We start from the raw sequence: 26,302 nt of genomic DNA, 5'->3' as shown, positions 1-26,302 counted from the left end.
GATCAGAACCTGCGGTTCTGAGCGATCACTCTTCACCCCCTTGACTCAAGGGGGCTCCATAATCCAAAGCCAGATTCCGCCTTTTTCATAGGTTCTCTCGTTGGTGATCCAGGCCGGATTTTCCGGGCTGCCGCGCCGGGTGCGCGAGCGTCGTGCCGCTTCAGCCGCGGCGTGCCGCGAGCCGGCGTTCCCACTCCAGTGTGCTGCGGGCCATGAGGTCCAGATCGTGCCGCTGCGGCGCCCAGTCCAGCACCTCGCGGATGCGCGTGCAGTCGGCGACGAGTTCCGGCGGATCGCCGGGGCGCCGTGGCTGTTCCCGGCACGGCACCGGCCGGCCATGCGCGCGCTCGACCGCGGCCAGCACCTCGCGCACGCTGTAGCCGCGGCCGTAGCCGACGTTCAACGTCACCGGCGCCCCGCCGTCGCGCAGGTACTTCAGTGCGGCGACATGCGCGGCGGCGAGGTCCTCGACGTGGACGTAGTCGCGCACGCCGGTGCCGTCGGGCGTGGGGAAGTCGGTGCCGAAGATGGCGACATGCGGACGCACGCCGCAGGCTGCTTCGGCGGCGACCTTCATGAGCAGCGTCGGCGTCTGCGTGGACTGGCCGATGCGGCCCTGGGCATCGCAGCCGGCCACGTTGAAATAGCGCAGCGCGACGTAGCGCAGCGGCGATACCGCGGCCAGGTCGCGCAGCATCCATTCGCTCATGAGCTTGGAACTGCCGTAGGGATTGATCGGCACGGTCGGCGCGCTTTCGCTGGCACGCCCGCCGTCGGGCACGCCATAGACCGCGGCCGAGGACGAGAACACGAACTGTCCGATGCCGGCCTGCGTGCAGGCCGCGAGCAGCTGGCAGGTGGCCGCCGTGTTGTTGGCGTAGTAGCCGATCGGGTCGCGCATGGACTCCGACACGACGGTGCGCGCGGCGAAGTGCAGCACGGAGCCGATGCGGTGCCGCTGCAGCAGGGCCGTGACCAGCGCGCGATCGCCTATGTCGCCGTGCACGAAGGTCCCGCCGATGACCGCGTCGCGGAACCCGCTGCTGAGGTCGTCCAGCGTGACCACGTCCTCGCCCGCATCGACGAGTTGTGCGACGACGTGGCTGCCGATATAGCCGGCGCCGCCGGTGACGAGCACTGCGCCGGCGCTGCTGCGCGTCGGATCAGACCGCATAGAACTCGCGATACCACTGCACGAAGCGCTCGACGCCGACCTCGACCGGCGTGTCCGGGCTGTAGCCGGTATCGCGCATCAGCGCGCTGACGTCGGCCGCGGTGTCCGGCACGTCGCCCGGCTGCAGCGGCAGCAGGCGCTTGAGCGCGGTCTTGCCGGTGGCCTGCTCGACCAGCTCGATATAGCGCGACAGTTGCACCGGCCGGTGATTGCCGATGTTGTAGACGCGGTAGGGCGCGTGGCTGCTGGCCGGCGTCGGCGCCAGCGGATCGAAGGTCTCGTCCGGCCCGGGAATGCGGTCGAGCGTGCGGATCACGCCTTCGACGATGTCGTCGACGTAGGTGAAGTCGCGCGAGTGGTTGCCGAAATTGAACACGTCGATGGGTTCGCCGGCGAGGATCTTGCGCGTGAACAGGAACAGCGCCATGTCGGGCCGGCCCCAGGGACCGTAGACCGTAAAGAAGCGCAGGCCCGTGGTCGGCAGCTGGAACAGGTGGCTGTAGGTATGCGCCATCAGCTCGTTGGTCTTCTTGCTCGCCGCGTACAGGCTGACCGGATGATCGACGTTGTCCTCGACCGCGAATGGCAGCTTGCGGTTGGCGCCGTAGACCGAACTGGACGAGGCGTATACGAGGTGTTCGATCGCGCGATGGCGGCAGGCCTCGAGGATATTGAGGAAGCCGACCACGTTCGCGTCGATGTAGGCGCGCGGGTTTTCCAGCGAATAGCGCACGCCGGCCTGGGCGGCGAGGTTGACGACACGGACAGGGCGGAAGTCGTCGAAGGCGGCTTCCAGCGCCTCGCGGTCTTCGAGGTCGCCCTTGATGAAGCGGAAACCCTCGCGCACGAGCAGGCGGTCGAGGCGCGCCTGCTTGAGCGTGACATCGTAGTAGTCGTTGAGGTTGTCGTATCCGAGCACCTCATCGCCGCGGTCGAGCAGGCGATGGGCCAGGGCGGAGCCGATGAATCCGGCGGCTCCCGTGATAAGAACACGCATGAAGTCGTCCCCTGATCCTTTGTTGACCAACGCAATTCCGGTCTCATGGCGAATCGTGGCCGCGCCAGTGCCGAGCGCCGCATGATAGCCCTTGGGATTGCCGCCGGTACGCTGCCGCGAGCTACAGCCGCTCGTCCACGTCCTCGCGCGGCAGCAGGTTCTTGACGTCGAACAGCACGGCGCCGGGCTTGCCGGCAGCGCGGATCTGCGCCGCCCCCATTTGTTTGAATTCGCGATGCGCGACCGCGAGCACGATCGCGTCGTAGTGCGCGGCGGGCAAGGTCGGGAGCAGCGCGATGCCGTATTCGGCCTGCGCCTCGGCGGGATCGCCCCAGGGATCGTGGACGTCGACGTGCATGCCGTAGCCGCGCAGTTCCTCGATCACGTCGACCACGCGCGTGTTGCGCAGGTCGGGACAGTTTTCCTTGAACGTGAGGCCGAGCACGAGCACACGCGCGTCGACGACATGGATGCGCCGGCGCGTCATCAGCCGCACCACGCGCTGCGCCACATGCGCGCCCATGCCGTCGTTGATGCGCCGGCCGGCCAGGATCACGTCCGGGTGATAGCCGATTTCCTGCGCCTTGTGCGTGAGGTAATACGGATCCACGCCGATGCAGTGGCCGCCGACGAGGCCGGGCCTGAACGGCAGGAAATTCCACTTGGTACCGGCCGCCTCGAGCACTTCGGTGGTGTCGATGCCAAGCTTGCTGAAGATCTGCGCGAGTTCGTTGATCAGCGCGATGTTGAGGTCGCGCTGGGTGTTCTCGATGACCTTGGCCGCCTCGGCCACGCGCATGCTCGAGGCCCGATAGGTGCCGGCGCGGATGATGCGCCGGTACAGCGCATCGACGAATTCGGCCGCGGCGGGCGTCGATCCGGACGTCACCTTGACGATATCGGGCAGGCGGTGCGTCTTGTCGCCGGGGTTGACGCGCTCGGGACTGTAGCCGGCAAAAAAATCAACGTTGTATACAAGGCCCGATTCGCGCTCGATGACCGGTACGCAGATCTCTTCGGTCGCTCCCGGGTAGACGGTCGATTCGAAGATGACGACCGCACCTCGCGACAGCGCCTGGCCGACGCTGCGGCTGGCACTGAGCAGTGGGGCGAAGTCCGGCCGTTTCGAGGCGTCGATCGGCGTCGGCACGGTCACGATGAAGACGTTGCAGGCGCGCAGGCTGGCCGGATCGGCGCTGCAGCGCAGTTCGGTCGCGCTCTCCAGTTCCTGCACGCTGACTTCGCGCGTGTGGTCATGGCCGGCGGCGAGGGCGGCGATGCGCTGCGTGTCGATGTCGAACCCCAGCGTCGGCAGCTGGCGGCCGAATTCCACCGCCAGCGGAAGGCCGACGTAGCCGAGACCGATGATGCCGATGCGAGCCTCGTCGATGCTGCCCAGCGCTGCTGAATTCATGGACGCCCCGGTCGCGGAAAGGGCCGCAGTCTACTGCGCAATGGTGCTGCGTATAAACGTGAGCGGCTTCCCGGATGAAGGCGGCGCAGAAAACAGGGTAGAGAAGTGAGAAACGAGTGGGATCGGCTGTCGGGCATTCCGGGCCGCCCGGCTTGGTGCTGCCCGGCGTGGACAGCGGCTGCTGCGCACGGCCGCGTCGCCTTGTGTTCGGCGACGCGGCCAGTGAAGGGGGCCGATCAGCCGGCGTCGGAGCGGCTTGTCGTCGATTTCCGCGCGGACTTGCGCACGGTAGACGTCTTCGTCGCCTTGCGAGGGCTGGTGCGCGCCGTGGACTTCCTGTCGACGGTCTTCCTCGCGGCAGCCGTGCTCGTCGGCGACTGGCGCGTCGTCGATTTTCTGGCGGTCGTCTTGCGCGCCGCGGACTTCCCGGCGCCGCTGGACTCTTTTGCGGCAGTCTTCTTCGTCGCCGCGCGTCGCGGATGCTTGGCTTTGGGGCCTGGCTTCGCGCCGCCGTCCTGCTTGTTCACCGTGGCCCAGGCGCGCCGCTCGGCTTCCTCCTTCGATACACCGCGTTCCTCGTAGCTTTCCTCGATATGTTCGGCTTTGCGCTTCTGTTTGCCGGAATAGGCGGATTTGTCGCCGCGGGGCATGGTGGTCTCCTCAGTCTTCGGACGCGTTCGTGTACTCAGCCGCGCGGGCCGCCCATGACCGGCAGGATCGCGCCGCTGATGTAGCTGGAGCAAACCGGCGAGGCCAGAAAGACGTAGGCTGGCGACAGCTCCTCGGGCTGTGCCGGCCGTCCCATCGCGCTGTCCGCGCCGAACTTCGCGACCTCTTCGCCTTTGCGGTCGGCCGGATTCAGCGGTGTCCATACAGGTCCCGGCGCGACGGCATTGACGCGAATCCCACGCTCGACGAGGTTGCTCGCCAGCGACCGGGTGAACGCATGGATCGCGCCCTTGGTCGCGGAATAGTCGAGCAGCGCCTTGCTGCCGAAGATGCCGGTCTCCGAACCGGAGTTGATGATCGATGCGCCTGCGCGCAGGTAGGGCAGCGCCGCGCGCGCCATGTGGAAATAGCCGGCGATGTTGGTCTGCAGGGTTTCCTGCAGATGCGTGTCGCTGAGGTCCTCGAGGTTGTCGCAGTGCTGCTGGAAGGCGGCGTTGTTGACGAGTACGTCGAGCCGCCCGAAGGTGTCGGCAACGCGCTTGACCGCGTCATTGCAGAACGCCGCATCGCGCACGTCGCCAGCGATGGTGAGGCAGCGCTGGCCTTCGGCTTCCACATAGCGCTGGGTCACACCGGCGTCTTCATGTTCGTTGAGATACAGCACGGCCACGTCGGCGCCTTCGCGCGCGAACAGCACCGCCACGGCGCGGCCGATGCCCGAGTCGCCGCCGGTGACGATCGCAGCCATGCCCTTGAGCTTTTCGCTACCGAGATAATGTGGCGCGAGAAAGCGCGGCTGCGGATCGAGTTCATGCTCGTAGCCAGGCTTGCGCAGATGCTGCTCGGGCAGCGGGTTTTCCGGTTGCTCGCGCGCACCGGCCTGCATTGCGGGTTTCTTTTCTTCGCTGTCCTTGGATGGCTTGCTTTCCTTCGGTTGCTTCCGCTCGGCAACGGCGACTTCGTCCTGGATACGGCGCTGGCGCTGCACGGTGTCGTTGGCCTGTGCCTTGGCTTTCGCGTCGGCCGCAGGTGTGGCGATGGGCGTCCGGGCAGGCGTGCCCGCGGTCTGGTCGGTGGCTTTTGCGCGGCCCTTGGCGGCAGGCTTGCGCGCCGTGGTCTTGCTGGGCATGGGTTGGCTCCTGTGAGGGACGGTGCAGCCCGACGCAAGAGCGGTGCCAGGGCGCGAAGGACCGGTGTTCCCGATAGCAGCCCATGGCAAGTGGAGAATGCACCGTGCACTCGTGCAAGTTGAGCGCACGCTGTCGCACCCCCTTGCAGGCTGAGCGAGTCGCCTCGCTGCGCGGCGCGCTTGTTGTCGCGCGCTGCCGGCACGGTCGATGCCATGACACGCGAAAAGCCGCTGATCTGGCGCGGTTTGCCGCGTATTCGGCGCACTGCATCGCTGCGGGGTGCAGCCACGGCAGCGAACGCAACGGTCGGCACGGTTTCTGCGTAGTGCAGTGCACCCGCAGAACCCGGAGATTCCGATGAAGCGCATGATTCCCGCCATCGCTGCCGTGATGCTGATCGGCACGAGCTACGGGCAAGCCGCCCTGCAGGGCGAAAGGCCGCAGCCCGTGGATTCCTCACGCGTGGAGCAGGACCACGCAGAACAGAACCCGGAACAGCGCCCCGAGCCCGCGCGCAAGTCCGTGGAGCCGCTGGCCGAAGACAAGCGCGGTGAAACGTCCACGAAATCATTCGAACAGCTCGACCAGAACAAGGACGGCAAGCTCAGCAAGAACGAGCTCGGCGCCGACGAAGCCCAGGGCATGGACTTCAGCAAGATCGACCGCGACGGCGACGGCACCATTTCCCGCGACGAATGGAACGCGCACTGGTCCGGACGCCACGACAAGCATTGAGGCGAACGCCACAGCAGCCGCTTCACCGCCCGGCGATACCAGCGCCGGTGACTACCGAGCAAGCCAGAAAACCCCGATACCCGTTGATCCGATACATCTGACAAGGAGAACGTAATGACGCTGTCGACCCTGCTGCTGATCGTGCTGGTTTTGCTCATCATCGGCGCACTGCCGACCTGGCCCCACAGCCGCAACTGGGGCTACGCGCCCGGCGGCGGACTCGTGGTCGTGCTCGTCATCGTTGCGGTGCTCGTATTCGGCGGATACCTGCGGTGAGCGGTGCCGGCGAAGCGTCCATGCTCGAATTCTGTCTTGCCAACGGACGCATTGACGCGGTGGCCAAGGCGCTCGTCAAGGATGCATACGCCGGCAGTCGTTCGGGCACCGGAACAACGAGCGAATCGAATGCGCCTCTGAGGGCGCATTCGACGCCGGATCGGGAGGACGAGAATGTCGACCCCGGTCACATGAACGATCCACTCGAGCCGCGCAAGGGACACCGGCCGAAAGCTAACGAACCGTTGCCGGTGGATGCGCCGCCGGTGCCGAAGCTGCGGCCGCTGGAGTAAAACCAGGGCCGGATGTGTGTGTGATTTGTTTCCGGCGCTGTGCCGTAAGTGCTGAAAAACGCTTGATCAGTTCGCTTCGTTGCGTATACAAGCTCAGTGCATTGAGAATTTCGGGATGCGTCGGATCAATCAGGTAAAGCGCGAATAGCTGTTCCTCACGGTTCGATCCCCGGAAGTCAGGACTCATCAGGCGCGCAATTTCCTCGTCGAGATGACTGCGCATCAGCACTCTTGAAAATGGCCGGGTCGTGCGTGGTTCTTCGCCGTAGTGCCAGCGTAGAAGGTGTTCATACTGGGTCTGCGGGCCACGCTTCCTGAACATCGAAAGCAGGTCTTTTCGCTCCGCTGGGCGGATGCGCCCGTCGCTGCCGACGAGCCTACCGCCCAGCTGCTGCAGAGCGTCTTGAAGTTGTGCCGGTGTCACGGGCGTATCCGTCCGCAAGTTGCAGGTACGTACCGTGGCATCGTCGAGTGCAATCATGATGCTGCGCCGATCGCGCGCGAAATGGACAGCGCGTACCCGGGCGTTGGTCGGAAGTCTGGAGGAGAGTGTGGCGCCGGTTTCCATCGAAACGATGCTTATGCCGTCCTCGTCACGGCTGAGCGCGGCGAGCGTTCCATTCTTCGAGAAGGCGAGCGGTGCGGTTTTGGTCGCTCCCGGCAGAGCGGAAAATACCGGGTCGCCGGTGTCTGCGTCGAATACGCTCGTGTATGCCTGGGTCGCAACTACCAGTCGGCGCCCCTCTGGCGAGAACGCGAGCCGACTGGATGACGAAACTACGTCTCTGCGAAACAATACAGTCGCATCGCGAATGCGCATCACGACCAGCTCGTCGGTTAACGTCAGCGCCGCGACGCGCGTCCCGTCCCGGCTGAATGCGATCGTCTCGATGGGACCAAGCTCCGTCGTCATGTCTGGTTGATCGCCGAAGGCGTCGAAACTCCAGACTCGGACGTTTTTTGCTTCGTCGTAGGTTGCAAAGCGTCCTGCTGCGGAATCGACGGCTAAAACGGTCGACGAACCACTGTCCATTTCACTGCTGAGAATCTGCAATGACGAGGTTTCCACGTTGATCTGCCAAAGATCGAAAACAATGCGTTTGCGCGGGACATCAAGGCGTGTGACGAGTAATCGTTTTCCGTTTTGATTCAGCCGGATGTCGGCGACCGGTCCGTCGAAGCGGATCGGTTTTCCGATTGGCTGCCCGCTTACGGCGTCATAAAGCCTGACTTCGTTTGCTGACGTCGCCAACGCGAGCCGCGCCGTCGCCAGCCCGCCGTAAGCCACGAGTGCTCCGAACTCGCGATGGCGGCGGTTGGCGAGCAGCGTGCCCAGCGGCACGGGCTTACTTTCTTCATCCAGTTGGAAAGCGGCTTCTGCTGCCCCCGCATGCCACTTTATCCACTCGTTGCGCGTGGCGTTGCTGCGATGGATCGTATCGGCACTGCGTAGCGACAGGCTTCCGTCCTCGAGTTCGTCGATCGCGTCAATGACTTGGTCGTAACGGGACACATCGCATTGTGGTGCGCGTGTCCGAATATCGACTATTGACATCAGCCCGTTCGAGTCGATTCCAAGAACGTGCGTTCCGTGCGGTAGAAAACGGAAATAGATCGCATTGCTGCCTTCGGAGAACGTGCTGAGCGTAGTTCCTTGCTCCGTCAGACGCAGCGATGGCTTTCCATCGAGGATACCGGCCACGAGCAAACCGTCTGGACTGAAGGCTGGGTGGATTACATACGTCCGGCCAGCACGATCGTGGTCGGGAAACGTCAGCGTCCGCGGAACCCGTGCCGTTGTCATGGCGAACTCGCGGCCCGCCATCGTGTTGTAGAGGTCGACCCGTCCCGTCACGTGCTCGATAGCGACGCGCGAGCCGTCGGGACTGAACCCGGCAGAACGCAGCCACGGTACTTTAATCTGCCAGGCCCGTTTCTTTGGCGTCATTGCCCAGAGCGATACGCCGCCTTCCGCCTCCGTCACAATCACATGATTTTGGTCCGGGCTCAAGCTCGCGGATTCGATGGCCGAGTCTGTGGCCAGCCCTGCTACGATGTTGCCGGAGGAGGCCTCAAACAACGTGACATTGCCGCCGGCATCGACCGTCAGCACGTGGCTCGCGTCGTTGCTGAACTGGGCTGTCCGGATCTCGGACCTCGCCGGTATTGCCATCGGTTTCGATGTGCCGTCACGCAGGTTCCAGACGCGGACACTGCTGTTCGACACGGCGAGCAGGCTTGTTCCGTCTGCGCTGAACGCGACGGCCGTCGCTGGCGGATCGTACGACAGTGTCGCCGCATCGCGGTCCGGCGCCGAGAGGTTGGCGACATGAATGCCGCCTTTCATATCGACGTGCGCCAGCCGAGTACCGTCGGCACTCAACTGAATCTGGCCTCTGAAAGCGTGCGCCTCCATCTCCCGTATCTTTCGCCCTGTCGTCACTTCCCACAGAATCGCGGGGCCATGCGTCGAATGGCTGAGCAGCAGTGACCCGTCAGCGCTGAAGGCGGCATCGACCGGTTCGGTTGTGGCAGCGGCGAACTGAGTGCCGGGGATGCGGGCATCCATCTGTTGCAGCGCGATCAACGCGGCAGCACGGGCGTCGTCCGGTTCGCGATACCCCAGCGATTCGGCGAGATAGGCGTAGCGAGCCGGATCAGACGTGTCGTCAATGCGTTCCTGATAGCGTCCGAACGCGCGCTGCGCCGCCTCGGTTAGCGTCTGCTCGACTTTCGCCTTTGCCGATTGTGCTTCCGCGTGGGCATTGCTGGCTTTGCGCCCTTCTAGGTAGGCGTATAGGGCCGCGGCGCAGGCAAAGACGAGCAACAGAGCCGTGACCGTGGCGACGTAGCCCTTCAATCTGCTCAGCCGATTGCGTCGTTCTTCATCGGCGCGAAGCTGGGCTGCAGCCTGCTCGCGCCGGCGATCGGCGAGTGCGCGCGACGCTGCGGCGAGCGGCACGAGCAGGTCGTGCGTCAGTTCGATGCGCTGTGTCGAATCGCGCTGTTCGGCGGTCAGCAGGCGCCGTTCGATCAAGGTGTCGAGCACGCCGGATGCGTCGACGACGCCCTGTTGTTCCAGTTCGCTGACGACGGTGTCGCGCGTCGAGGATTCGCGGTAGCGGCCGCCGCTGTCGACGAGCAGGTCTTCGACCACATCGCGCGCCTGCGCCGGCATGCCGTCGAAGCAGCGTTCGTAGAAGCGCTGGAGGATGTCGTGGCCCTGCAGGCTGACGCGGTCGCGCGTGATCATCGCTTCCTCGTCGCGGATCCGCGATTCGTTGAGCTCGGCGCAGAGCAGACTCAGCAGCGGAGGGACGGCTTCGATGTCGGCAAGGTCGGTATCGCCGTCTCGCCGCGCGACGAAGCGCACGATGTCTGCCGCAACGATAACGTCGACAAGCGCGGGCGTGTGCTTGGTGCCGGGGCCGACGACCGCGTGCAGTGCGCTGGGTCCGTCCAGCTCGAGCAGTTCCATGCGATTGCGCATGAGCGAAGGCAGCGGCTTCTTCCAGCGTTCGAGTTCGTGTAGGTAGTCCTCGCGCAGCGCGATGACGACGCGCAGCGCGCTTTCGCGCGGATCGAATCCGGCTGAGCGTGCTGAGCCCGCGAGTTCGGCCGGTGGCCGGTTTTCGACGAACGCGGCAAGTTCCGCCATGAACGCGGCGAGTTCGTGGCGCCGGTCCTTTTCGCTCTTGCGCCGGTCGAGCGTGAAGATTTCTTCGAACTGGTCGAGTACAAGCACGGGACGCACGAGTTCGACGAGTTCGCGCGCGGCCGCTTCATGCGCAAGTTCCCACAGCGTGCGGCTTCCCGCCTCGATCGCGGCTTGTGCCGCGAGTGCCGCGCGGACCTGGTCGATCAGCGGCGGCGCGTCTTGCGCGATGTTCAGTCGGACCATTACGGCACGGCGGCCTTCGACGGTTAGCCGCGGAACCAACCCTGCCTGCAGCAGCGAGGTCTTGCCGAGCCCGGAGCGACCGTAGAGCACGGTCAGCGGATTCAGCTGGACACGTTCGTAGAGCTCACGGATCTGGCGGTCGCGGCCGTAGAAGTACGCCTGGGTCGCGGTTGTGTAGGAGCGAAGCCCCAGCCAGGGGCGTTGCGGCGATACGTCGGGACTCGATTCGCTCATGGGCAGCCTCAGGCGCGCGGTCGGCCGGACTTGCGGTTTTCTTCGACGAACAACCGCAGGCGGTCGGCGAACGCCGGAGCGTCTGCAAGCGCAGCGCGTTGCACGGTGAGGATGTTGCCGGGCTCCTGCCGCGCGACGTGGCCGAGCGGCAGATCGACGAAGATCTGCAGGTAGAAGACGTAGCCGTCGACCTGACGACTTGCGGCCCAATGGCGTTCCTTGTGCAGGTAACGACCGGCGTTCGCGGTGTCTTCGGTTGCCGCGGAGACGATCGCGACGAAGAAGCTGCAGTTCTGCTTGATCTGCGATTCCAGCGCGCGATCGAAATCATCGCCGAACTGCAGTTCACGCGTGTCGAGCCAGACCGGCACATTGGCGCGCATCAGCTCGCGTCCTATGCGTTCGACGGCGCCGCGGTCCTCGCGGCCGTAGCTCAGGAACACCGCGCCGGCGGGACAGCGCTGCGGCATCCGTGCGAAGAAATCGACGTCGTCGCCCGGACGCTGGCGGCGTCGCCAGCGCTCGGCGAGTTCGAGCGCGAAATGCACCGGGTCGCCGTCGATGATCCGCGTCAGCCGCGTTTCGGTCTCGAAGAAGAACGTCATCGGCTCGGGCAGGTCGCCGCGCCGGTCGGCGAGGTAATAGCGTGAGTTGTGCGAGTCTTCCGATAGGCGCTTTCCGCGCGCAGCACGCAGGAAGAAGCGCACGATCCAGTCCTCCGACGGCGCGCCGATCAGCAGCAGGTCACTGCCCTGCAGACGCCTGAACAGGCGGTCCAGCGTGCCGCGCTGCTCGATCAGGCCGCAGACGAATTCCATGTAGTCTTCTTCCCAGATCGCGAAGTCGGTCGACTGCAGCGACCCCATGACCTGGTAGACCAGCGCACCGCTGAATTCGGTCGGCAGGTCGCAGTTCGGCTTGGCCTTCTCGCTGTTGGGGTGCGGGTGCGGCGAGGAGCGGCCGCTCGGATGGAAATAGAACTCCTGTTGCCGCCGTTCGAGGTGGGGCTGCGCGTCGGCGAGCGCCTGGGCCAGTAGCAGGTCGGGCGTGCTGCTGATCAGGATCTCGAAATCGGTGATGCGGGCCAACGCCGCGAGGCCGGGACTCGGCGTCGTCAGCGCCTTCAACAGCGTGCGCAGCGCGGCGTAGAGATCATCGCGGCGACCGCCGTTGCGCAGGTGCTCGCGCGCGACGGCGAGTATGGACGGCAGCGGCGGGTCCGTCGCCAATCCCAGCCGCGCGGCCAGCGGGCCTGCGAAATGGCGCAGCAACGGCACGGCAACGCCGTCGACCTCGGCCGTCACCAGTGCGGGACCGATGACCGGCAGTACATAGCGGTTCTCGATCCGATCGAGAAGGCGTTCCCAATCCGGATCGTCGAAAGCGGCTGGCACGTCGCATCCCCTGTGGCTCTGCGCACGCAATGTACGCTTTGCTACCAAGTGCTCGCCAGAGACCCGATCTCTCAGCCGCAGCGTTTGACGCCGGAACTCAATGGAGCCGCACGCCATACGCCCGCCACAGGCAGATCTGCCCGTCCGGGTCGACCAGGGCGACGTCGGTCGTGATACCGGTATCGAGCCAGCCGCTCTATGCGATGTAGAGCGCGTCGTCGATCGCATCGGAGCAGCTGGTATGGGTGGCGAGCAGCAGATCACCGCCGAGGATGGTCCAGGTACCGCTATGCAGTTGTGGACAAATGTGGAAGCTGAGATGGACGAGCATGGGCGCAGCCGTTGCAGGGGCGGATCGGAGTGCGCAGCAGGTTGCATGCCATCGCGAAACGGCACCCACAGGCGCTTTGCCGGCGCGGCGGACGGAAATGCATTTTAGGCCGTTGCACCATTTTCCGTGACAGCTCCGCTGGGGCGGATCGATGCCGCCGCGCGCCGCCGGCGCAACCAGGCCAGCGCGCTGTCGCCGAGTCCCATGTTCAGCGCCGTGCCGCAGAGGATGATGGCGCAGCCGGATACCATGCCGCGGCTGATCGATTCGTGCAGGAACAGCCAGCCCCACAACACGCCGAACAGCGGGATCAGGAACGACACGCTGAACGTGCGCGCCGCGCCGATGCGTGCGATGAGGCGGAAGAACAGCAGGTAGGCCAGCGCGGTACAGCCCAGCGCGAGCGCGGCGAAGGCGAGCCAGGCGCGCGACGAGGGCAGGGCGGCTGGCCACGCGAGCGCCGTCGGCACGGCCAGCGCAAGCGCGGAGAAGGCCTGGCCGCCAGCGGTGATGACCAGCGGTGATACTGTGGATAAATAGCGTTTGCTGAAATTTCCGGAGAACCCATAGCCCAGCGTCGCCGCCAGTGCCGCGGCGATGGCCAGTGCGGCCGGACCGGCGCCTGACGCGATCGCTATGCGGTCCCAGACCAGCCAGGCCACGCCAGCGATGCCGAGCAGCAGGCCGGCCAGGCGCGGTCCGCTGAGTCGCTCGCGCAGCCAGACCCCGGCGATGGCGGCGGCGTAGAGCGGGGTCGCCGCGCTCATCGTCGCGGTCAGGCCGGTACTGATGTGCTGGGTCGCGAAGGCGAACAGCACATAGGGTGCGGCCGCGCCGGCAAGCCCCGCGATCGCGATCGGCTTCCAGTGCGTTGCGAGCTCGCGCCAGCGGCTGCCGACCAGCAGCAGCGGCAGCAGGCACAGGCTGGCGGCGAGCGCGCGCAGCCCGCCCAGCGCCCACGCCTCGAACTCGCCGCCACCGATCTGCATGAACAGGTAGGACGCGCCCCAGAGTGCGCCGAGCAGGACAAGGCTGAATGCGTCGGATGGTTTCATTGGCTTTCTCCTGTACGTGGGCCGTGATGCGAGTCGCTCCCGGAGTTGGCATGGCGACATCGGACTGACCCAGCGTAGCGAGGCAACTGGATCTAAAGCAGCTCCAGAAGTGAATACTTTATAGGATCCAGTTTTCAAGGCGGCCGAGCGGGCCGTCGGAGCGCGTCAGTCCGTGCAGCGCGGTTAACAGGGCATGGCGGATGGCCCACGGCGCGCTGGCCCACGCCACTGGCGGGCACCGTCGGCGGAGCCCCGCTGCCGGCGACATACGGCCGCGGATGGGTAGGTAGCGCACGGTTTCGCGGCCTGCCCGATGATTACGACCACCGTACGGAGCTACTGCATTAGCATGTGCGGCGGGACGCGGCTTGCGTGGGCCGGCGTGCCGTGCACGGAAGTAAATATGAAAATAGTGGACAAAGGAACTGACATCTGCGGCCCGGCGCTGGCATGAGCGCGCCGATCGCCCGCGTCCGTCTGCGCTGGGAGCTGGCCGGCAGCTACGCCGGCCTGACCCTCAACGCGCTGATAACGCTGCTGTTGCTGCCCGTGTACGTGCGGCTCCTCGGTGCTGCGGAGTGGGGCGGGGTTGCGTTGTGCATGACCTTGCAGGGGCTGCTGTTCGCGGCCGATGCCGCGCTCTCTCCGCCGTTGTTGCGCGATGTCGCTGCGGCGGCGGCACAGGGACGTCAAGTCGCGGTCTACCGCCGGTACCTCCGGCTTTACGGCGCGATCGCGCTGGGCGTTTTCGCCGCCGGTCAGCTTGTGCTTCTGGTCTTGCCACTGTTCGGCGTATTGCCTGCGGACGCGCCGCTGTGGCCGCTGCGCCTGGTCCTGGTGCAGTTCCTGTTCCAGTTCTGCAACAACGCCGCGGTCGGCTACTGGAACGGCGTGCTGCAGCAGCGCCGTGCGAACCTGCGTCTGGCCGCGGCGTTGCTGATCAAGCACGCGGCCGCGCTGGCCGTGCTGGTGTTCTGGCGCGCCGACGCGCTGGCCTACCTGCTGCCGTTCGCCGTCATCGGTGCGGCGGAGTTCGTGCTGAACCGGCGCGCGCTGCTGCGCGCCTCACCGGCCGTCCCGCTGTCCGCCGCGGTCGCGGCGACGGGCGGCATCGATGTCGCTGCCTATGCCGCAGCGGCCGGATTGGGGCTGATTGGCGGGCAGATCGACCGGATCGTCCTGTCGCTGTATCTGCCGGCTGCCGACTACGGCCGCTATTTCCTCGCGAGCACGGTCGTGCTGTCGTTGTTGCAACTGCAGCAGCCGCTGTTGCGCAGTTTCCTGCCGCGCCTGGCCACGGCCGATCCGTGGCAGCCCTGGCTGTGGACCATGCTCAGGGCGTCGCTGCTGCTGGTCGCACTGCCCAGCGTACTGCTGTCGCTCGCGCCGGAGCCGTTCGTGCGGCTGTGGCTGCACGATGCTGCCGCAGCTGCGGCGATCGCGCCGCTGCTGGGTCTCATGCTGCCCGCCGTCGCGCTGCTCGCCGCCTACGCGCCGTTCGGTGCGCTGCTGCTGGGCCAGCGCCGCTACCGGCTGCTGACGCGCATCAATGCGGTCGCGCTACTCGCGCAGTTGCTCGTACTGGCTGCGGCGACCACAACGCTCGGTGCCCATGCCGGCGGCCTGGCCTGGCTCGCCTGTGCACTCGCACAGCTGGCCGTCGTGCCGCTGATCCTGCGCCGACGCGAGGCCGACGCCGCATGACGACGGTCGTGCCGCCGCTCGCCTTGCCGCCGCTCGTCGTCGTGTCCGTGCTGAACTGGAATACGCCGGCGCTGACGCTGCGCTGCCTGCGCGCGCTGGCCGCCTGCGACTACCCGGTGCTGCGCCTCGTCGTCGTCGACAACGCATCGGAAGACGACAGCGTTGCGCAGATCCGCGCCGCCTGGCCCGACATCACTCTGTTGCGCGCGACGGAAAACCGCGGGTTTGCCGAGGGTCATGCGCTGGCCCTGGCGCAAGCGCGGACCTGGAACGCCGCGGCACTCTGGCTGCTCAACAGCGACGCGGAACCGGAAAGGGGCGCGCTGCAGCGTCTGATCGATGCGTGGCAAGCGCACGGCGATGCGATCTATGGTGGCGCGCCGCTGTGTCCGACCGTTGAAGGCCGCCAGCAGCTGAACTTCCCGCACAAGTACCTTGATGCCGCCGGCAGGCCGCGACCGTTCCGGCGCGACCGCCGCGTGATCTACGACGCATCCTGGGCGACGGCGCCGCCGCGGCGCGTTGGTGCGGTCGCCGGCAGCTGTCTGCTGTTGCCGTTGCGCCTGATCGACACGCACGGCTGGCTCGATCCGGCCTGGTTCCTCTACTGCGAGGAGATCGACTATTGCTATCGGCTGCGCGCGCGGGGCGTGGCCTGCTGGCTGGTGCCCCAGGCGCGCGTCTGGCATGCGGGCGGCGGCAGCACAACGGCGCGCGGCGTTTCCGATGCGATCGCCTACTACCACGCACGCAACGAGATCGTGTTGGCGCGGCGCCACACGGACCGGGCGACGGCCGGACTGATCGCGCTGAAGAAGCTGCTGCGCGCGCTCGCGTTGGCGGTACTGCGTCCGCGGCGCGCGGCTTACGTGCTGCGCGGCCTGAGCGATGCGCTGCGCGGCCGCCGCGGCAAAGTCGTCGCGCCGGAGCGCGCGCGGCCGCGACGCGCGATCGCGACGCGATTCTGGCTCGTGCAACGCCGTCTGATCCATCGCCTGGACCTGCTGCGCCGCGGCGTGCCGCCGCGGCGGGCCGCGTATCACCACGAGCAGATCGGCGCCGCGTGGCTCGTCCATCCCGCCGAGCCGCCCACGTTCATCGCCGAATACCTGCGCTATTGCGTCGCGCTGCTGCGCGAACGGCTACGCGTCGAATCCCGCCCGCTGTGGCTCGTGTTCGGCGACAGCGATGGCGATGCACCGCGCGGCGCCGCGGTGCGCCGCATCGGCATGCAGTGGGAACACACGCTCGTGCGTCCCGGCGGCCGCGACAGCGCGGATGCGCCGGCCGGTGCGATCGCGCTTGCGGACGGCAGCGGACATTACCTGGTGCGCATCGCGCGACTGGCGCAGCTGGAGCGGCAGGACCTGATCATCGACTACAGCCGCGCGAACCGGATCAACATCGAACGCGGCGGTGCGCATGGGGCATTGCTGGCCCGGCTGGTCGTCATCGCGCCGCTGCTGCATGCGCCGCATTTCCTGCGCGAAGACCGTCCATTGCCGCTGATCTGCCTGTTCGGCAACCGCCGTGAAGCGCGTCGCGCCGCGCTGCTCGCCCAAGCGCGCCGTCGCGGTTCGAGCCTGCGCCAGGTCGACGGCATCTTCGACACGGCGAGCCTCGAACGCCTGTATCGCAGCAGCCGCGTGCTGCTCAACGTGCACCAGACCGCCGACCATCACACCGCCGAGGAACTGCGCATCCTGCCGGCACTGCAAAGCGGCATGATCGTGGTCAGCGAGGACGTGCCGCTGCGCGAGGAACTGCCTTACCACGCGTTCGTGATCTGGGCTACGTACGAGGATCTGCTCGATACCGCCGCGGCCGTGCTGGCGAACTATGAGGCCGAGCATGCGCGCCTGTTTGGAGATGGGCGGCTGGCGCGAGTCCTGGCGGAAATGGAGAGGCACAATCACGAAGCGGTGGCGGGGGCGTTGCGGATGCTGGACTGACGGTGGTCGGTGGTTATTGCGTCAACGGCGAGGCATGACACCATCCCCGCCGAACCCACCAGCCCGTTGGGTCGGGTGGGGATGGTGTGGTCTTCCTGAGTTAAGTCAGCAACGCCAGGTGCGCGCCAGCGATGGTGCACAACTGGATTGCCGGGCCGAAAACGACCTGGCCAACCCTGGCGCGATAGGCTGTCATCAGAACGTGACGGTAGCGACTTGGCGAACATGCGGTGCGTGAAGCCATGCTCGGCCTCCACTCCTCACGACGTGATCCGTACGACTGCGCAGCATTTACTTTTTTGCCGGTTTTTCAACGTGGGGCTCTGGCAAGGCCGCACGGCGGAAGCGGCCGGACGGCGCGGCCAATGCCTGTCAAGAGGGTTGGCTGCCCGCCGACAAGCGCATTCGCACCAGATCTGCCAGCGTCGTCGCCAGCATTTTCGCCATCGCACGGCTGCGATGGATTTCGACGGTGCGATGGCTGCAACCCAGGCTGCGCGCTATTTCCTTGCTGGTCTTGCCGGCGACGACCAGGTCCATGACGGCGTGTTCGCGCTGCGTGAGCGACCGGATACGGCTCAACACTTCCTGGCGTTGTTCTTCGGCGCTCAGCCGCGGTCGATCGCGCTCGATCACCGCGCGCACGCGCGCGACTAACAATTCATTGTCGAAGGGCTTCTCAATGAAATCCGCAGCACCCTCGCGCATCGCGGCCACCGCGATCGGGATATCCGCCGACCCGGTGAGGAAAACCACGGGAATTCGAGCCCCTCCGAGATTGAGGCGGGTCTGGACCTCCAGGCCATTCATTTCCGGCATGCCCACATCGAGGATCACGCAACCGGGCCGGTCCAGCTTGGCTTGGGCGAAAAATTCCTTGCCCGAGGCATAGCACTCCACGGCGAAGCCGGCCGCTCGCAGCACGCGTTTCAACGCGGCACGCATCGCGGCTTCGTCGTCCACCACGATCACGACCGGCAAAACCGCATCGGCGAGATGGCGGCGACCGCCGGCTGGAATATCGATCCGCATTCGGCATCCCCCGTCTACGAGACCCCAAAGTCGACAATGTTCGCTTGCCCCATCGCCACGATGCGTCGGGTCGCCGCGGCCACGATCGCGCCAGGCGTTCGTAGGTCACGCCGGGCGCTCGTACGCAGAGACTTACTTCACGATGAAGCGCGCACTGCAGTATGTCACGAACCCGGCATGTATCCTTTTTCCAGCGCGCTGCCGGAGTTCGCGATGCCCACGAGCGGTTGCTCGATCCGTGTCAGGCATCGCTCGTCGACAACACCGGAGCGTCAGCCAGCTGATGGGGGCAGGCGTCCTGCAAGGCGATGGATCGGGTCTCCAGCAAGGCCTTCCATTGGTTCTCGCAGTGCACGCCGAACCACTAAGACTTCATGCATGCCGAGTCGTCGGTCAGTGCGGACCAGAACGGCTCCGGCGTGGCGCGGATGTACGTCACGTGGACAAAGGCAATTCGCCCCGCTGCTCGAGACGGCGAGGTCGATTCCATTGCTGACGCCGGCGAGGTCGATTCCATTGCTGACGCCATTGACCATGGCGGCCTATGGCAGTCGAGAGGATGCGCGGGTGCGCAAGCGCGTGTTCGCCTCTCGCCAGCAGCGCCGTGATGGCGGCTTGAAGCGATAGGCCACCGCAATCACTCACGGGCGCCCATGCGGCTAGCTCGGTAGCGATGCCACCTGCCGGCGTACCTGGCCGCAGGAGGCATGGCGCGCCAGTCGTGGCGCGATCCATCAAGGTCGTTCGGCCGTCCCCGATGCAAGCAATTGCGGTATCGGTGGCGTTGACGCAACCAGGCTGTTCGTGAGGATCGCCTCGCGCGGCGGATCGATGCGAGTTGCGTGCTTTGCACGCGCTCGCATGACGAGCTCGGCAAAGCGGCGGTCGGCTTCGGCATCGGGCGGATCCAGGCCTTTCGCGCGCCGCCAAGCCCTGATGACTTCCACTGACTCGCCGTTCAACGTAATGCCGACCCTGACGCCGCCCTGCTGAGCCCGTGCCGCCATGGGCATACCGACGAGGCTGCATGCTGCCAGGAGAAAAGTGGCCAAATGCAGTGATCGGAAAAATAGCAGGTGACGCATCGAAGTCCCCCGGTTGGGCGGCGGCAATTCAGTTCCCATCGGCGGAGAAGCGGTGCTGTCGAGGGACGCAGGCATGCTATGAACTGCTGCGGGAGCCAACAATTCGTGCGAATACGTATATGGCTGGCGGCCGCGAGAGGGGAGACAGCAGCGCCACATGCGCTTTCCAGGGAACCACCCGGGCTGAAGGGTTCGGGTGCGCATCACGAAACCAGCATGGGGATCGCTGGGCAGGGGGAATGCCCGGACGGCGTAAAAATTGGGACATAGCGCACTCATCCGCCTTTCTGTGCCGGCGGCGAGACTCAGTCGGTGAGGCAGCATGACTCTTCGCGCCGAACGGGAAGACTCAGCGCCGGGAACGTTCCCGCGGCGTCCCCGGCGGTAGCGCGATCACCTGGTCACCGGTGCAGACGAACAGCTGCTGCTCGGGTTGCGCCGTCCATTCGTGCCCGCCGGTGAAGCGCGAGAACGCGGGCAGGATCAACTGCATTGGCGATAGGACGAAGGCCGGCTGCCGGCCGGGTACGCGCGGCAGGCGCACGACCGGGTGCAGATGTCCACAAATAACCCCGTCGCTCGCCAGTGGTTCGTGACTCAATAGCAGCGGCCCCAGCCGCAGCGCCGTGCCGACGACTTCGAGCGCCAGTCCCGCAACCGCGAGGCGGTGGTCGTGGTTGCCCGCGATCACGACGATGCGCAGCGCGGCATGCGCCTCGCGCCAGGCCTGCCAGTGCGCGCGCCAGTGCGCGCCGCGGTCGTCGCCGTGCAGCAGGTCGCCAAGCACGTACAACGTGAGTGGCGCGTGCGCGTGCAGCAGCCGCTCTATGCGCTGCAGGTCGTGCTGGGTGCCGCCGCTCGGCACGGCCAGCCCGGCGTCGCGAAAGATGTCGCCCTTGCCCAGGTGCAGATCAGCGATCAGCAGGCTGCGCTGCGTCGGCCAGTACACCGCGCGATCGGGTAGCAGCTGTAGCGTTTCGCCAGCGAAGCCGATCGCGACTCGGTCAGCCATGTTTCTTTTCCAGTTGCGCCGCGGCGCGGGCGATGCGTGTGTTCCAGTCCTCGTTGCTCAGGTGGCCACGGAAACTCTCGGCCCACAGCGGAAACGACAGCGGCGTCAGCGACGGTGGCGCGTGCAGCGCCAGCGGTCGCGCGGCAAGGTCGGCCAGCGTGGCGGCGAGCCCGGCGACGTCGAGCTGGCGCGAGCGCACCTCGCGCTCGGCCAGCGCGAGCAGCAGATGCTGCGGATCGTAGCGGCGCAGCACGTCGTAGATCATGCCGCTGGACGCCTGCAGCTGGCGCAGCGAGCGCGGCGCGCGGCCGGGCAGTGACGGCGGCAGCAGGCCGGCGATGCGCGCGATCTCGCGAAACTGGCGCCGCGCGAGTTCGGACAGATTCACCGCCTCGGCCAGGTCGACGTCGAGTCCCTCCGGCGTCAGCAGCGCGTTCAGCGCGGCGGCCTCGAGCGCGAAGTCGTTCGCGCCGGTGAGGATGAGTCCGTAGTCGTTGGCCGCGTAGGTGAAACTGTTCGGCGCGCGGCGCGCCAGGCGCAGCGCCAGCAGCGCGGCAAGACCGTCGTGCACGCGGCGGCCCGCGAACGGATACAGAAACAGATGCCGGCCTTGCCGGCTGAGCAGGCTTTCGGCCAACAGGTGCTGTGGCCCGGGCAGCGCGGACAGCCGTTGCTGCAGGTGAAGCAGCGGCTGCAGCGCCTGCCATTCGGGCGAATCGTCGCCGCGCGCCAACAGGGCTTCGACCTCGCGGCCGAGTTCGTTCGACAGCGGCAGGCGTCCGCCGCGCCAGGTCGGGTTGACGCCGTCGCGCGAGCGGGCGATGCGCACATAGGCCGTCATGTCTTCGAATCGCACGAGGCTAAGGCTGCGGCCGGCAAACTGGAACACGTCGCCGCGGCGCAGCTGGCCGACGAAGGCTTCCTCGACCGCGCCCAGCGTCGCGCCGCGCAGGAACTTCACCGCGACCATGCCGTCGCTCGTGATCGTGCCGATGCTCAGGCGATGGCGATACGCGATGCGCCGGTCCTCCACGCGATAGAGGCCGTCCGCGCCGCGCTGCACGCGGCGGAAATCGGGATAGCTTTCCAGCGCGCTGCCGCCGCGCACGATGAAATCGAGCACGGCCTGCCAGTCATCGGATGTCAGCTCGGCATAGGCGTGCGTCTCGCGTACCTCGGCGTACAGCGCGTCCGCATCGAAACCGCCGCCGAGCGCGATGCTGACGCAATGCTGCGCAAGCACGTCCAGCGCGAGCCGCGGCGGCGGCCGCGCCTCGACGCGGCCTTGCGCGAGCGCGTGCCGCGCTGCGGCGTATTCGAGCAGTTCCAGCGCATGCGTGGGAATGCAGGTGATCGAGGCCGCTTCGCCGGGCCAGTGCCGCGCACGTCCGGCGCGCTGCAGCAGTCGCGCAAGACCCTTGGGACTGCCGAGCTGCAGCACCTGGTCGACTGCGGGAAAGTCGACGCCGAGATCCAGGCTGCTGGTCGCGACGACGCCGCGCAGGCGCCGTTCTCGCAGGCCCTGCTCGGCGGCCTGGCGCAGTGCCGGGGCGAGCGAGCCGTGATGCAGCGCGAGCGTATCCGGTGCTTCGGGCCAGACGGCGGCAAGCGCTGCGTGCCAGAGCTCTGCCTGCAGTCGCGTGTTGGTGAACAGCAGACTGGTGCCGGCCTCGAACACGCGCTGTGTCACGCGCGCGAGATGGGCCAGGCCCCGATGCCCGGCCCAGGCGAAACGTTCGTGCGCCGGCGGCAGCAGCGTTTCCAGCGTAAGCGGGCGCGGCGCGAGACCGCCGACGAGGGCGCCGTGGGGTGCTTCATTGCTGATAGGCGCGCCGGACAGCAGCACGTCGCGCGCCTCGTCGAGATTGCCGAGGGTCGCCGACAGGCCCCAGGTACGCAGGCCCGGCGCGAGCCGGCGCAGGCGCGCGAGGCCGAGCTGCAGCAGCGTGCCGCGCTTGTTGCCGAGCAGTTCGTGCCATTCGTCGACCACGACGCCGCGCAGGCCGCGCAACGACTCTGCGGTGTCGGCATACGACAGCAGCAGCGCCAGCGATTCCGGTGTGGTCACGAGCACGTCGACACGGCCGGCGCGGGCCAGCCGCTTGTCCTTCGCGCTCGCATCGCCGGTGCGTTGCGCGATCTGCCAGCCCAGCCCGAGTGCCTCGACCGGCACACGCAGCGCGCGCACGGTGTCGGCCGCCAGCGCGCGCAGCGGTGTGATCCAGATCAGCTGCAGGCGTGGCGACGGCGGCGCGCTGCCGGCGAGGCCATCGAGCAGCGCGCCACCGAAGGCAGCGAGCGTCTTGCCGCTGCCGGTCGGCGTATGCAGCAGGCCGGATTCGCCGGCGCGCCAGCGCTGCCAGACTTCGCGCTGGAACGGGAACGCCTGCCAGCCCTGCTGTGCGAACCAGTCGAGCAGCACGGACTCGGCGGCGTCCACCGCGGCGGTACGGCGCGATGGCTTGCGCGCCGTGCCGATCGCCGCCATCAGTGCGGCATCGGTTGTCGTTTCGCGCGCCACGGGTCCACGATCGCTTGTCTTTCTGCGCGCCATCAGGAGGTTGAGCCAACACAAGGGAAAAATTCGATCACAGGCAGCTGGACGACCCACCGTCTCCCAGCCCCGACTCGGCATGGTTCGATCGAAAAGTAGCCTTTGCCTTCTGCCAACGACAAGTGCAGGAAATCTGGGTGGCGAGCTAGGAACGTGCGGCCTGTCCGCGATTTCCGTGGGTCTGGTATCGAAAGATGTTCTGCGGCAGAAATGCTCATCCGGCGCTTGTCCACGCTGCACATGCGCGGCAAAGACGAGCTTGCCACCATCCAGCAGAACCCGCGCAAGACGGCCGGAGACCTCGTCAGCCAGCGGCGATAGAGCGCGTCTGCGAGCGTGAGGACTTCGAAACCTGCGACGTCGGGGCGTCGCGTACCGCACGACCGATCGAGCATCTGTACTTCCAGACCGTTTGCAACACAAGCGTCGAAAATGAAAGCAGCCTGTCCCTGTCGGGGACTCAGCCATTTCTGCGTCTGCTAGCGCACAGACATGCGGCCTGGAGCGAACGCACAGTCAAACCTGGATTCTCCATGACTTGCTCGAATCCTGTTCGGCTTCGCACGCCTATGGCAGCCAAACTCTCAGGGCGATGCCGCCAGGAATGGCGAATTGCGATTTTCCCAGCACGGACATCGTCACGACTCATCCGTCCTGATCACGCATCGAAGGGGAGGCTGAATGCAACTCGGCATGATCGGATTGGGCCGGATGGGCGCAGGCATGGTGCGGCGTTTGCTCAGGGAAGGGCACGCGTGCATCGTTCACGACGTGCAATCGTCTGCTGTAGCCGATCTCGTCAAAGACGGTGCGACGGGAACCGCATCACTGAAGGATATGGTTTCGCAGCTTGGCCAGCCTCGCGCGATCTGGCTGATGGTTCCGGCGGCTGTTGTCGATCGGGCGCTTGGCGATCTGGTGCCGTTACTGGACGCTGGCGACATCGTCATCGATGGCGGTAATTCGTACTACCGCGACGACCTGCGCCGCGGCGCGGAACTGGCGGCCAGAGGCATCCATTACCTCGATGTCGGAACCAGCGGTGGCGTTGCCGGACTGGAGCGTGGCTACTGCCTGATGATCGGCGGCGAAGGCGGTGTGGTCGAGCATCTGCGGCCAATATTTTCTTCTCTGTCGCCAGGGATCGACGCTGCAACGCGGACTCCCGAGCGCAAGGTCGGCACAAGTACGGCGGAAGAAGGCTTCCTGCACTGTGGTCCGCACGGGGCAGGGCACTTCGTGAAGATGGTCCACAACGGCATCGAATACGGCGTGATGGCGGCGTACGCGGAAGGGTTGAACATCCTGCGCAGCGCAAATCTGGGCCAGCGCGATCAGCAAGCGCAGAGCGGGCACGATGCGGAAACCACGCCGCTGCGCGACCCCGAGCTGTATCGGTTCGAGATGAACCTGCCCGAGATCGCCGAGCTGTGGCGCCGCGGCAGCGTCATCGGGTCCTGGCTGCTCGACCTCACCGCCACTGCGTTGATCAAGGATCCCGAACTGGCGCACTACGATGGCCGTGTGTCGGATTCGGGCGAAGGCCGCTGGACGATCCAGGCGGCTATCGACGAAGGGGTGCCGGTGCCGGTTCTCAGCGCTGCGCTGTTTGCGCGCTTCACCTCTCGCGGCAACGACGACTTCGCGAACCGGCTGCTGTCGGCCATGCGGTACGAGTTCGGCGGCCACGCGGAGAAGCCGGCGCGATGACATTCCCACACGAAGTCGTGTTTCCGCTCGGCGTGGACACGCTGCTCGACAACGACCGGGTCATCGCCGATCTGCACGGCCACCTGGAACGTGAGTTCGGCGTCGTCAATGCGGCCCGCTACCGGGCGATCGTCGACGGCTTGGGCAGCGACCCGGGCAATGCGGACTACCGACGCGCAGTGCAGCGCTACCGACTCGATGCCGAGCTCGGGCCGGACACTGACCCGCGTCTGCCGAAAATGTCAGGGTTTCTCATCGATTTCCCCTTCGCGGCGAAGGTATCGGGGACCTGCAGGTTGCGGACATTCGCAACGTGTTCGCAGATCAGGAGACGTGATGAACACCAACACCCGCAAGCTGCACGACCTGGGGCAGCGCATCTGGCTCGACAACATCACTCGCCTGATGCTCAACAACGGGACCCTGGCGCGGTATATCGCCGAGCTGTCGGTGACGGGGCTGACGTCGAACCCCACGATCTTCGAACACGCGATCGGCAGCGGTGCCCTTTACGACGAAGCGATCCAGAAGCTGGCGACCCAAGGGCTGGCATGCGAGGACATTTTTTTCGAACTGGCGCTGCAAGACCTGACGCAAGCCGCGGATCTGTTCCGGCCGCTCTTTGATGCCAGCAGTGGCGGCGGTGGCTGGGTGTCTCTGGAAGTCTCGCCGCTGCTCGCGAACGACACGACCGGAACGATCCAGGCGGCAGCTCGCCTGCACGCGCAGGCTGCGCGACCGAACCTTTTCATCAAGATCCCCGGCACGCCTGAAGGTATTCCAGCCATCGAGCAGTCGATCTTCGATGGCGTGCCGGTCAACGTCACCTTGCTGTTTTCGAGCGATCAGTACCTGGCAGCGGCGCAAGCGTATCTGCGCGGTATCGAGCGACGCATCGAAGTTGGGCTCGATCCAAAAGTCGAATCGGTCGCGTCGATCTTCGTCAGCCGCTGGGACGTCGCGGCGAACGAGGGCGTTCAGCCAAAGCTGCGCAACCGCCTCGGTGTCGCGATTGCCATGAGAACCTACGCAGACCATCGAACTCTGATCGCATCCGAACGGTGGCAGCGCCTGGCTGCCGCGGGAGCGCGCCCGCAGCGCCTGCTCTGGGCCAGCACCGGTACGAAAGACCCGGCGGCACCTGACACGTTTTACGTCGAAGCGCTCGCGGCGGCGGGGACGATCGACACGATGCCGGAAAAGACCCTGCTCGCCTTCGCCGACCACGGCGAGGTCGGCACGGTCTTGCCTGCCGACGGCGGTTCCGCAGAGCGCGTACTCGACGCGTTGAAGCGCGAAGGCGTTGACGACAAGGCGCTCGCTGCCCGGCTGCAGCGCGAGGGCGTGCAGGCGTTTAGCGAATCGTGGAGCGGATTGATGGCGCGGATCCAGCAAAAGAGTTCGCCACCGTTGTCGGCAGCGGCGAGGACAGGGGCGGCATGAGCCTGGGCTACGACAAGTCGACACGCACGCACTGTCGGCAATTTCGTTGCAGTTAGGGAGCCTCTGATCAAGTCGATATTTGCATTTGACTCTGGAGCCCCCTTGAGTCAAGGGGGTGAAGAGTGATCGCTCAGAACCGCAGGTTCTGATCGCTCTGAACGCCCAACGGGCCGGACGAAGAGTGATCGCTCAGAACCGCAGGTTCTG

Annotated in this window: 20 protein-coding genes; 7 read left to right on the top strand and 13 right to left on the bottom strand. The window is 66.2% G+C overall.

Annotation, left to right across the window (positions count from 1 at the left end):
• Positions 1–160 precede the first annotated feature (160 nt).
• The 5 genes from galE to RUU78_RS24810 form a co-directional block, all read right to left on the bottom strand.
• Positions 161–1,174 (bottom strand): UDP-glucose 4-epimerase GalE, encoded by a 1,014-nt coding sequence (galE, locus tag RUU78_RS24830; RefSeq protein ID WP_313920511.1) that lies wholly within the window; start codon positions 1,172–1,174, stop codon positions 161–163.
• Positions 1,164–2,171 carry an NAD-dependent epimerase gene (locus RUU78_RS24825; RefSeq protein ID WP_313920509.1) on the bottom strand — a complete coding sequence of 336 codons (1,008 nt, stop codon included), beginning with the start codon at positions 2,169–2,171 and terminating at the stop codon, positions 1,164–1,166. Before RUU78_RS24825 ends, galE begins: the two co-directional genes overlap by 11 nt.
• Before the next feature lie 121 nt (positions 2,172–2,292).
• Positions 2,293–3,585: a nucleotide sugar dehydrogenase gene (locus RUU78_RS24820; RefSeq protein WP_313920507.1), complete on the bottom strand. Its 1,293-nt coding sequence runs from the start codon at positions 3,583–3,585 to the stop codon at positions 2,293–2,295.
• Between the two features lie 236 nt (positions 3,586–3,821).
• Entirely contained in the window at positions 3,822–4,235 is a 414-nt protein-coding gene (locus RUU78_RS24815; RefSeq protein ID WP_313920506.1) for a hypothetical protein, read from the bottom strand.
• 35 nt (positions 4,236–4,270) lie between these two features.
• Entirely contained in the window at positions 4,271–5,383 is a 1,113-nt protein-coding gene (locus RUU78_RS24810) for an SDR family oxidoreductase (protein WP_313920505.1), read from the bottom strand.
• Positions 5,384–5,741: 358 nt separating this feature from the next.
• On the opposite strand from RUU78_RS24810, the gene RUU78_RS24805 reads away from it, so the two are divergent.
• The 3 genes from RUU78_RS24805 (at position 5,742) to RUU78_RS24795 (ending at position 6,688) form a co-directional block, all read left to right on the top strand.
• Positions 5,742–6,119, top strand: coding sequence for a hypothetical protein (locus tag RUU78_RS24805; RefSeq protein ID WP_313920504.1), 378 nt, complete (start codon positions 5,742–5,744; stop codon positions 6,117–6,119).
• A 114-nt stretch (positions 6,120–6,233) separates the two neighbouring features.
• Positions 6,234–6,395, top strand: a complete 162-nt coding sequence (locus RUU78_RS24800) for a DUF3309 family protein (RefSeq protein ID WP_313920502.1) — start codon at positions 6,234–6,236, stop codon at positions 6,393–6,395.
• Positions 6,392–6,688 (top strand): hypothetical protein, encoded by a 297-nt coding sequence (locus RUU78_RS24795; RefSeq protein ID WP_313920500.1) that lies wholly within the window; start codon positions 6,392–6,394, stop codon positions 6,686–6,688. Before RUU78_RS24800 ends, RUU78_RS24795 begins: the two co-directional genes overlap by 4 nt.
• On the opposite strand, the gene RUU78_RS24790 is transcribed toward RUU78_RS24795, so the two are convergent.
• The 4 genes from RUU78_RS24790 to RUU78_RS24775 form a co-directional block, all read right to left on the bottom strand.
• On the bottom strand, positions 6,630–10,823 hold the full coding sequence (locus tag RUU78_RS24790) for a WD40 repeat domain-containing protein (RefSeq protein WP_313920498.1): 4,194 nt from the start codon (positions 10,821–10,823) through the stop codon (positions 6,630–6,632). The two genes, RUU78_RS24795 and RUU78_RS24790, sit on opposite strands and share 59 nt — an antisense overlap.
• Positions 10,824–10,831: 8 nt before the next feature.
• The gene (locus RUU78_RS24785) at positions 10,832–12,217 is read right to left on the bottom strand and encodes a toll/interleukin-1 receptor domain-containing protein (protein WP_313920496.1); all 1,386 of its coding nucleotides are present in this window, start codon (positions 12,215–12,217) and stop codon (positions 10,832–10,834) included.
• Between the two features lie 196 nt (positions 12,218–12,413).
• On the bottom strand, positions 12,414–12,548 hold the full coding sequence (locus RUU78_RS24780) for a hypothetical protein (protein WP_313920495.1): 135 nt from the start codon (positions 12,546–12,548) through the stop codon (positions 12,414–12,416).
• 104 nt (positions 12,549–12,652) lie between these two features.
• The gene (locus RUU78_RS24775) at positions 12,653–13,603 is read right to left on the bottom strand and encodes a DMT family transporter (RefSeq protein WP_313920494.1); all 951 of its coding nucleotides are present in this window, start codon (positions 13,601–13,603) and stop codon (positions 12,653–12,655) included.
• Positions 13,604–14,053: 450 nt separating this feature from the next.
• Between RUU78_RS24775 and RUU78_RS24770 the strand changes: the two genes are divergently transcribed.
• On the top strand, positions 14,054–15,307 hold the full coding sequence (locus RUU78_RS24770; protein ID WP_313920492.1) for a hypothetical protein: 1,254 nt from the start codon (positions 14,054–14,056) through the stop codon (positions 15,305–15,307).
• Positions 15,304–17,259, top strand: a complete 1,956-nt coding sequence (locus RUU78_RS24765; RefSeq protein WP_313920490.1) for a glycosyltransferase family 2 protein — start codon at positions 15,304–15,306, stop codon at positions 17,257–17,259. Before RUU78_RS24770 ends, RUU78_RS24765 begins: the two co-directional genes overlap by 4 nt.
• Positions 17,260–17,631: 372 nt before the next feature.
• Here the strand turns inward: RUU78_RS24765 and RUU78_RS24760 are convergent, their stop codons facing one another.
• The 4 genes from RUU78_RS24760 to RUU78_RS24745 form a co-directional block, all read right to left on the bottom strand.
• Positions 17,632–18,291: a response regulator gene (locus tag RUU78_RS24760; RefSeq protein ID WP_313920489.1), complete on the bottom strand. Its 660-nt coding sequence runs from the start codon at positions 18,289–18,291 to the stop codon at positions 17,632–17,634.
• 734 nt (positions 18,292–19,025) lie between these two features.
• Positions 19,026–19,451, bottom strand: coding sequence for a hypothetical protein (locus RUU78_RS24755; protein ID WP_313920488.1), 426 nt, complete (start codon positions 19,449–19,451; stop codon positions 19,026–19,028).
• Positions 19,452–19,725: 274 nt separating this feature from the next.
• Positions 19,726–20,388 carry a ligase-associated DNA damage response endonuclease PdeM gene (gene pdeM, locus RUU78_RS24750; protein WP_313920487.1) on the bottom strand — a complete coding sequence of 221 codons (663 nt, stop codon included), beginning with the start codon at positions 20,386–20,388 and terminating at the stop codon, positions 19,726–19,728.
• Complete coding sequence (locus RUU78_RS24745) at positions 20,381–22,876, bottom strand: ligase-associated DNA damage response DEXH box helicase (protein WP_313920514.1); 2,496 nt, start codon at positions 22,874–22,876, stop codon at positions 20,381–20,383. Before RUU78_RS24745 ends, pdeM begins: the two co-directional genes overlap by 8 nt.
• Positions 22,877–23,623: 747 nt before the next feature.
• Here RUU78_RS24745 and gnd point away from each other — a divergent pair.
• Positions 23,624–24,652 (top strand): phosphogluconate dehydrogenase (NAD(+)-dependent, decarboxylating), encoded by a 1,029-nt coding sequence (gene gnd, locus RUU78_RS24740; protein WP_313920485.1) that lies wholly within the window; start codon positions 23,624–23,626, stop codon positions 24,650–24,652.
• Between the two features lie 336 nt (positions 24,653–24,988).
• Positions 24,989–26,095, top strand: coding sequence for a transaldolase (tal, locus tag RUU78_RS24735; protein WP_313920512.1), 1,107 nt, complete (start codon positions 24,989–24,991; stop codon positions 26,093–26,095).
• Positions 26,096–26,302 lie beyond the last annotated feature (207 nt).

The sequence above is a fragment of the Tahibacter sp. genome, from assembly GCF_032229445.1.
Taxonomy (GTDB): Bacteria; Pseudomonadota; Gammaproteobacteria; order Xanthomonadales; family Rhodanobacteraceae; genus Tahibacter.
This window is presented reverse-complemented; position numbering and strand designations above follow the sequence as displayed.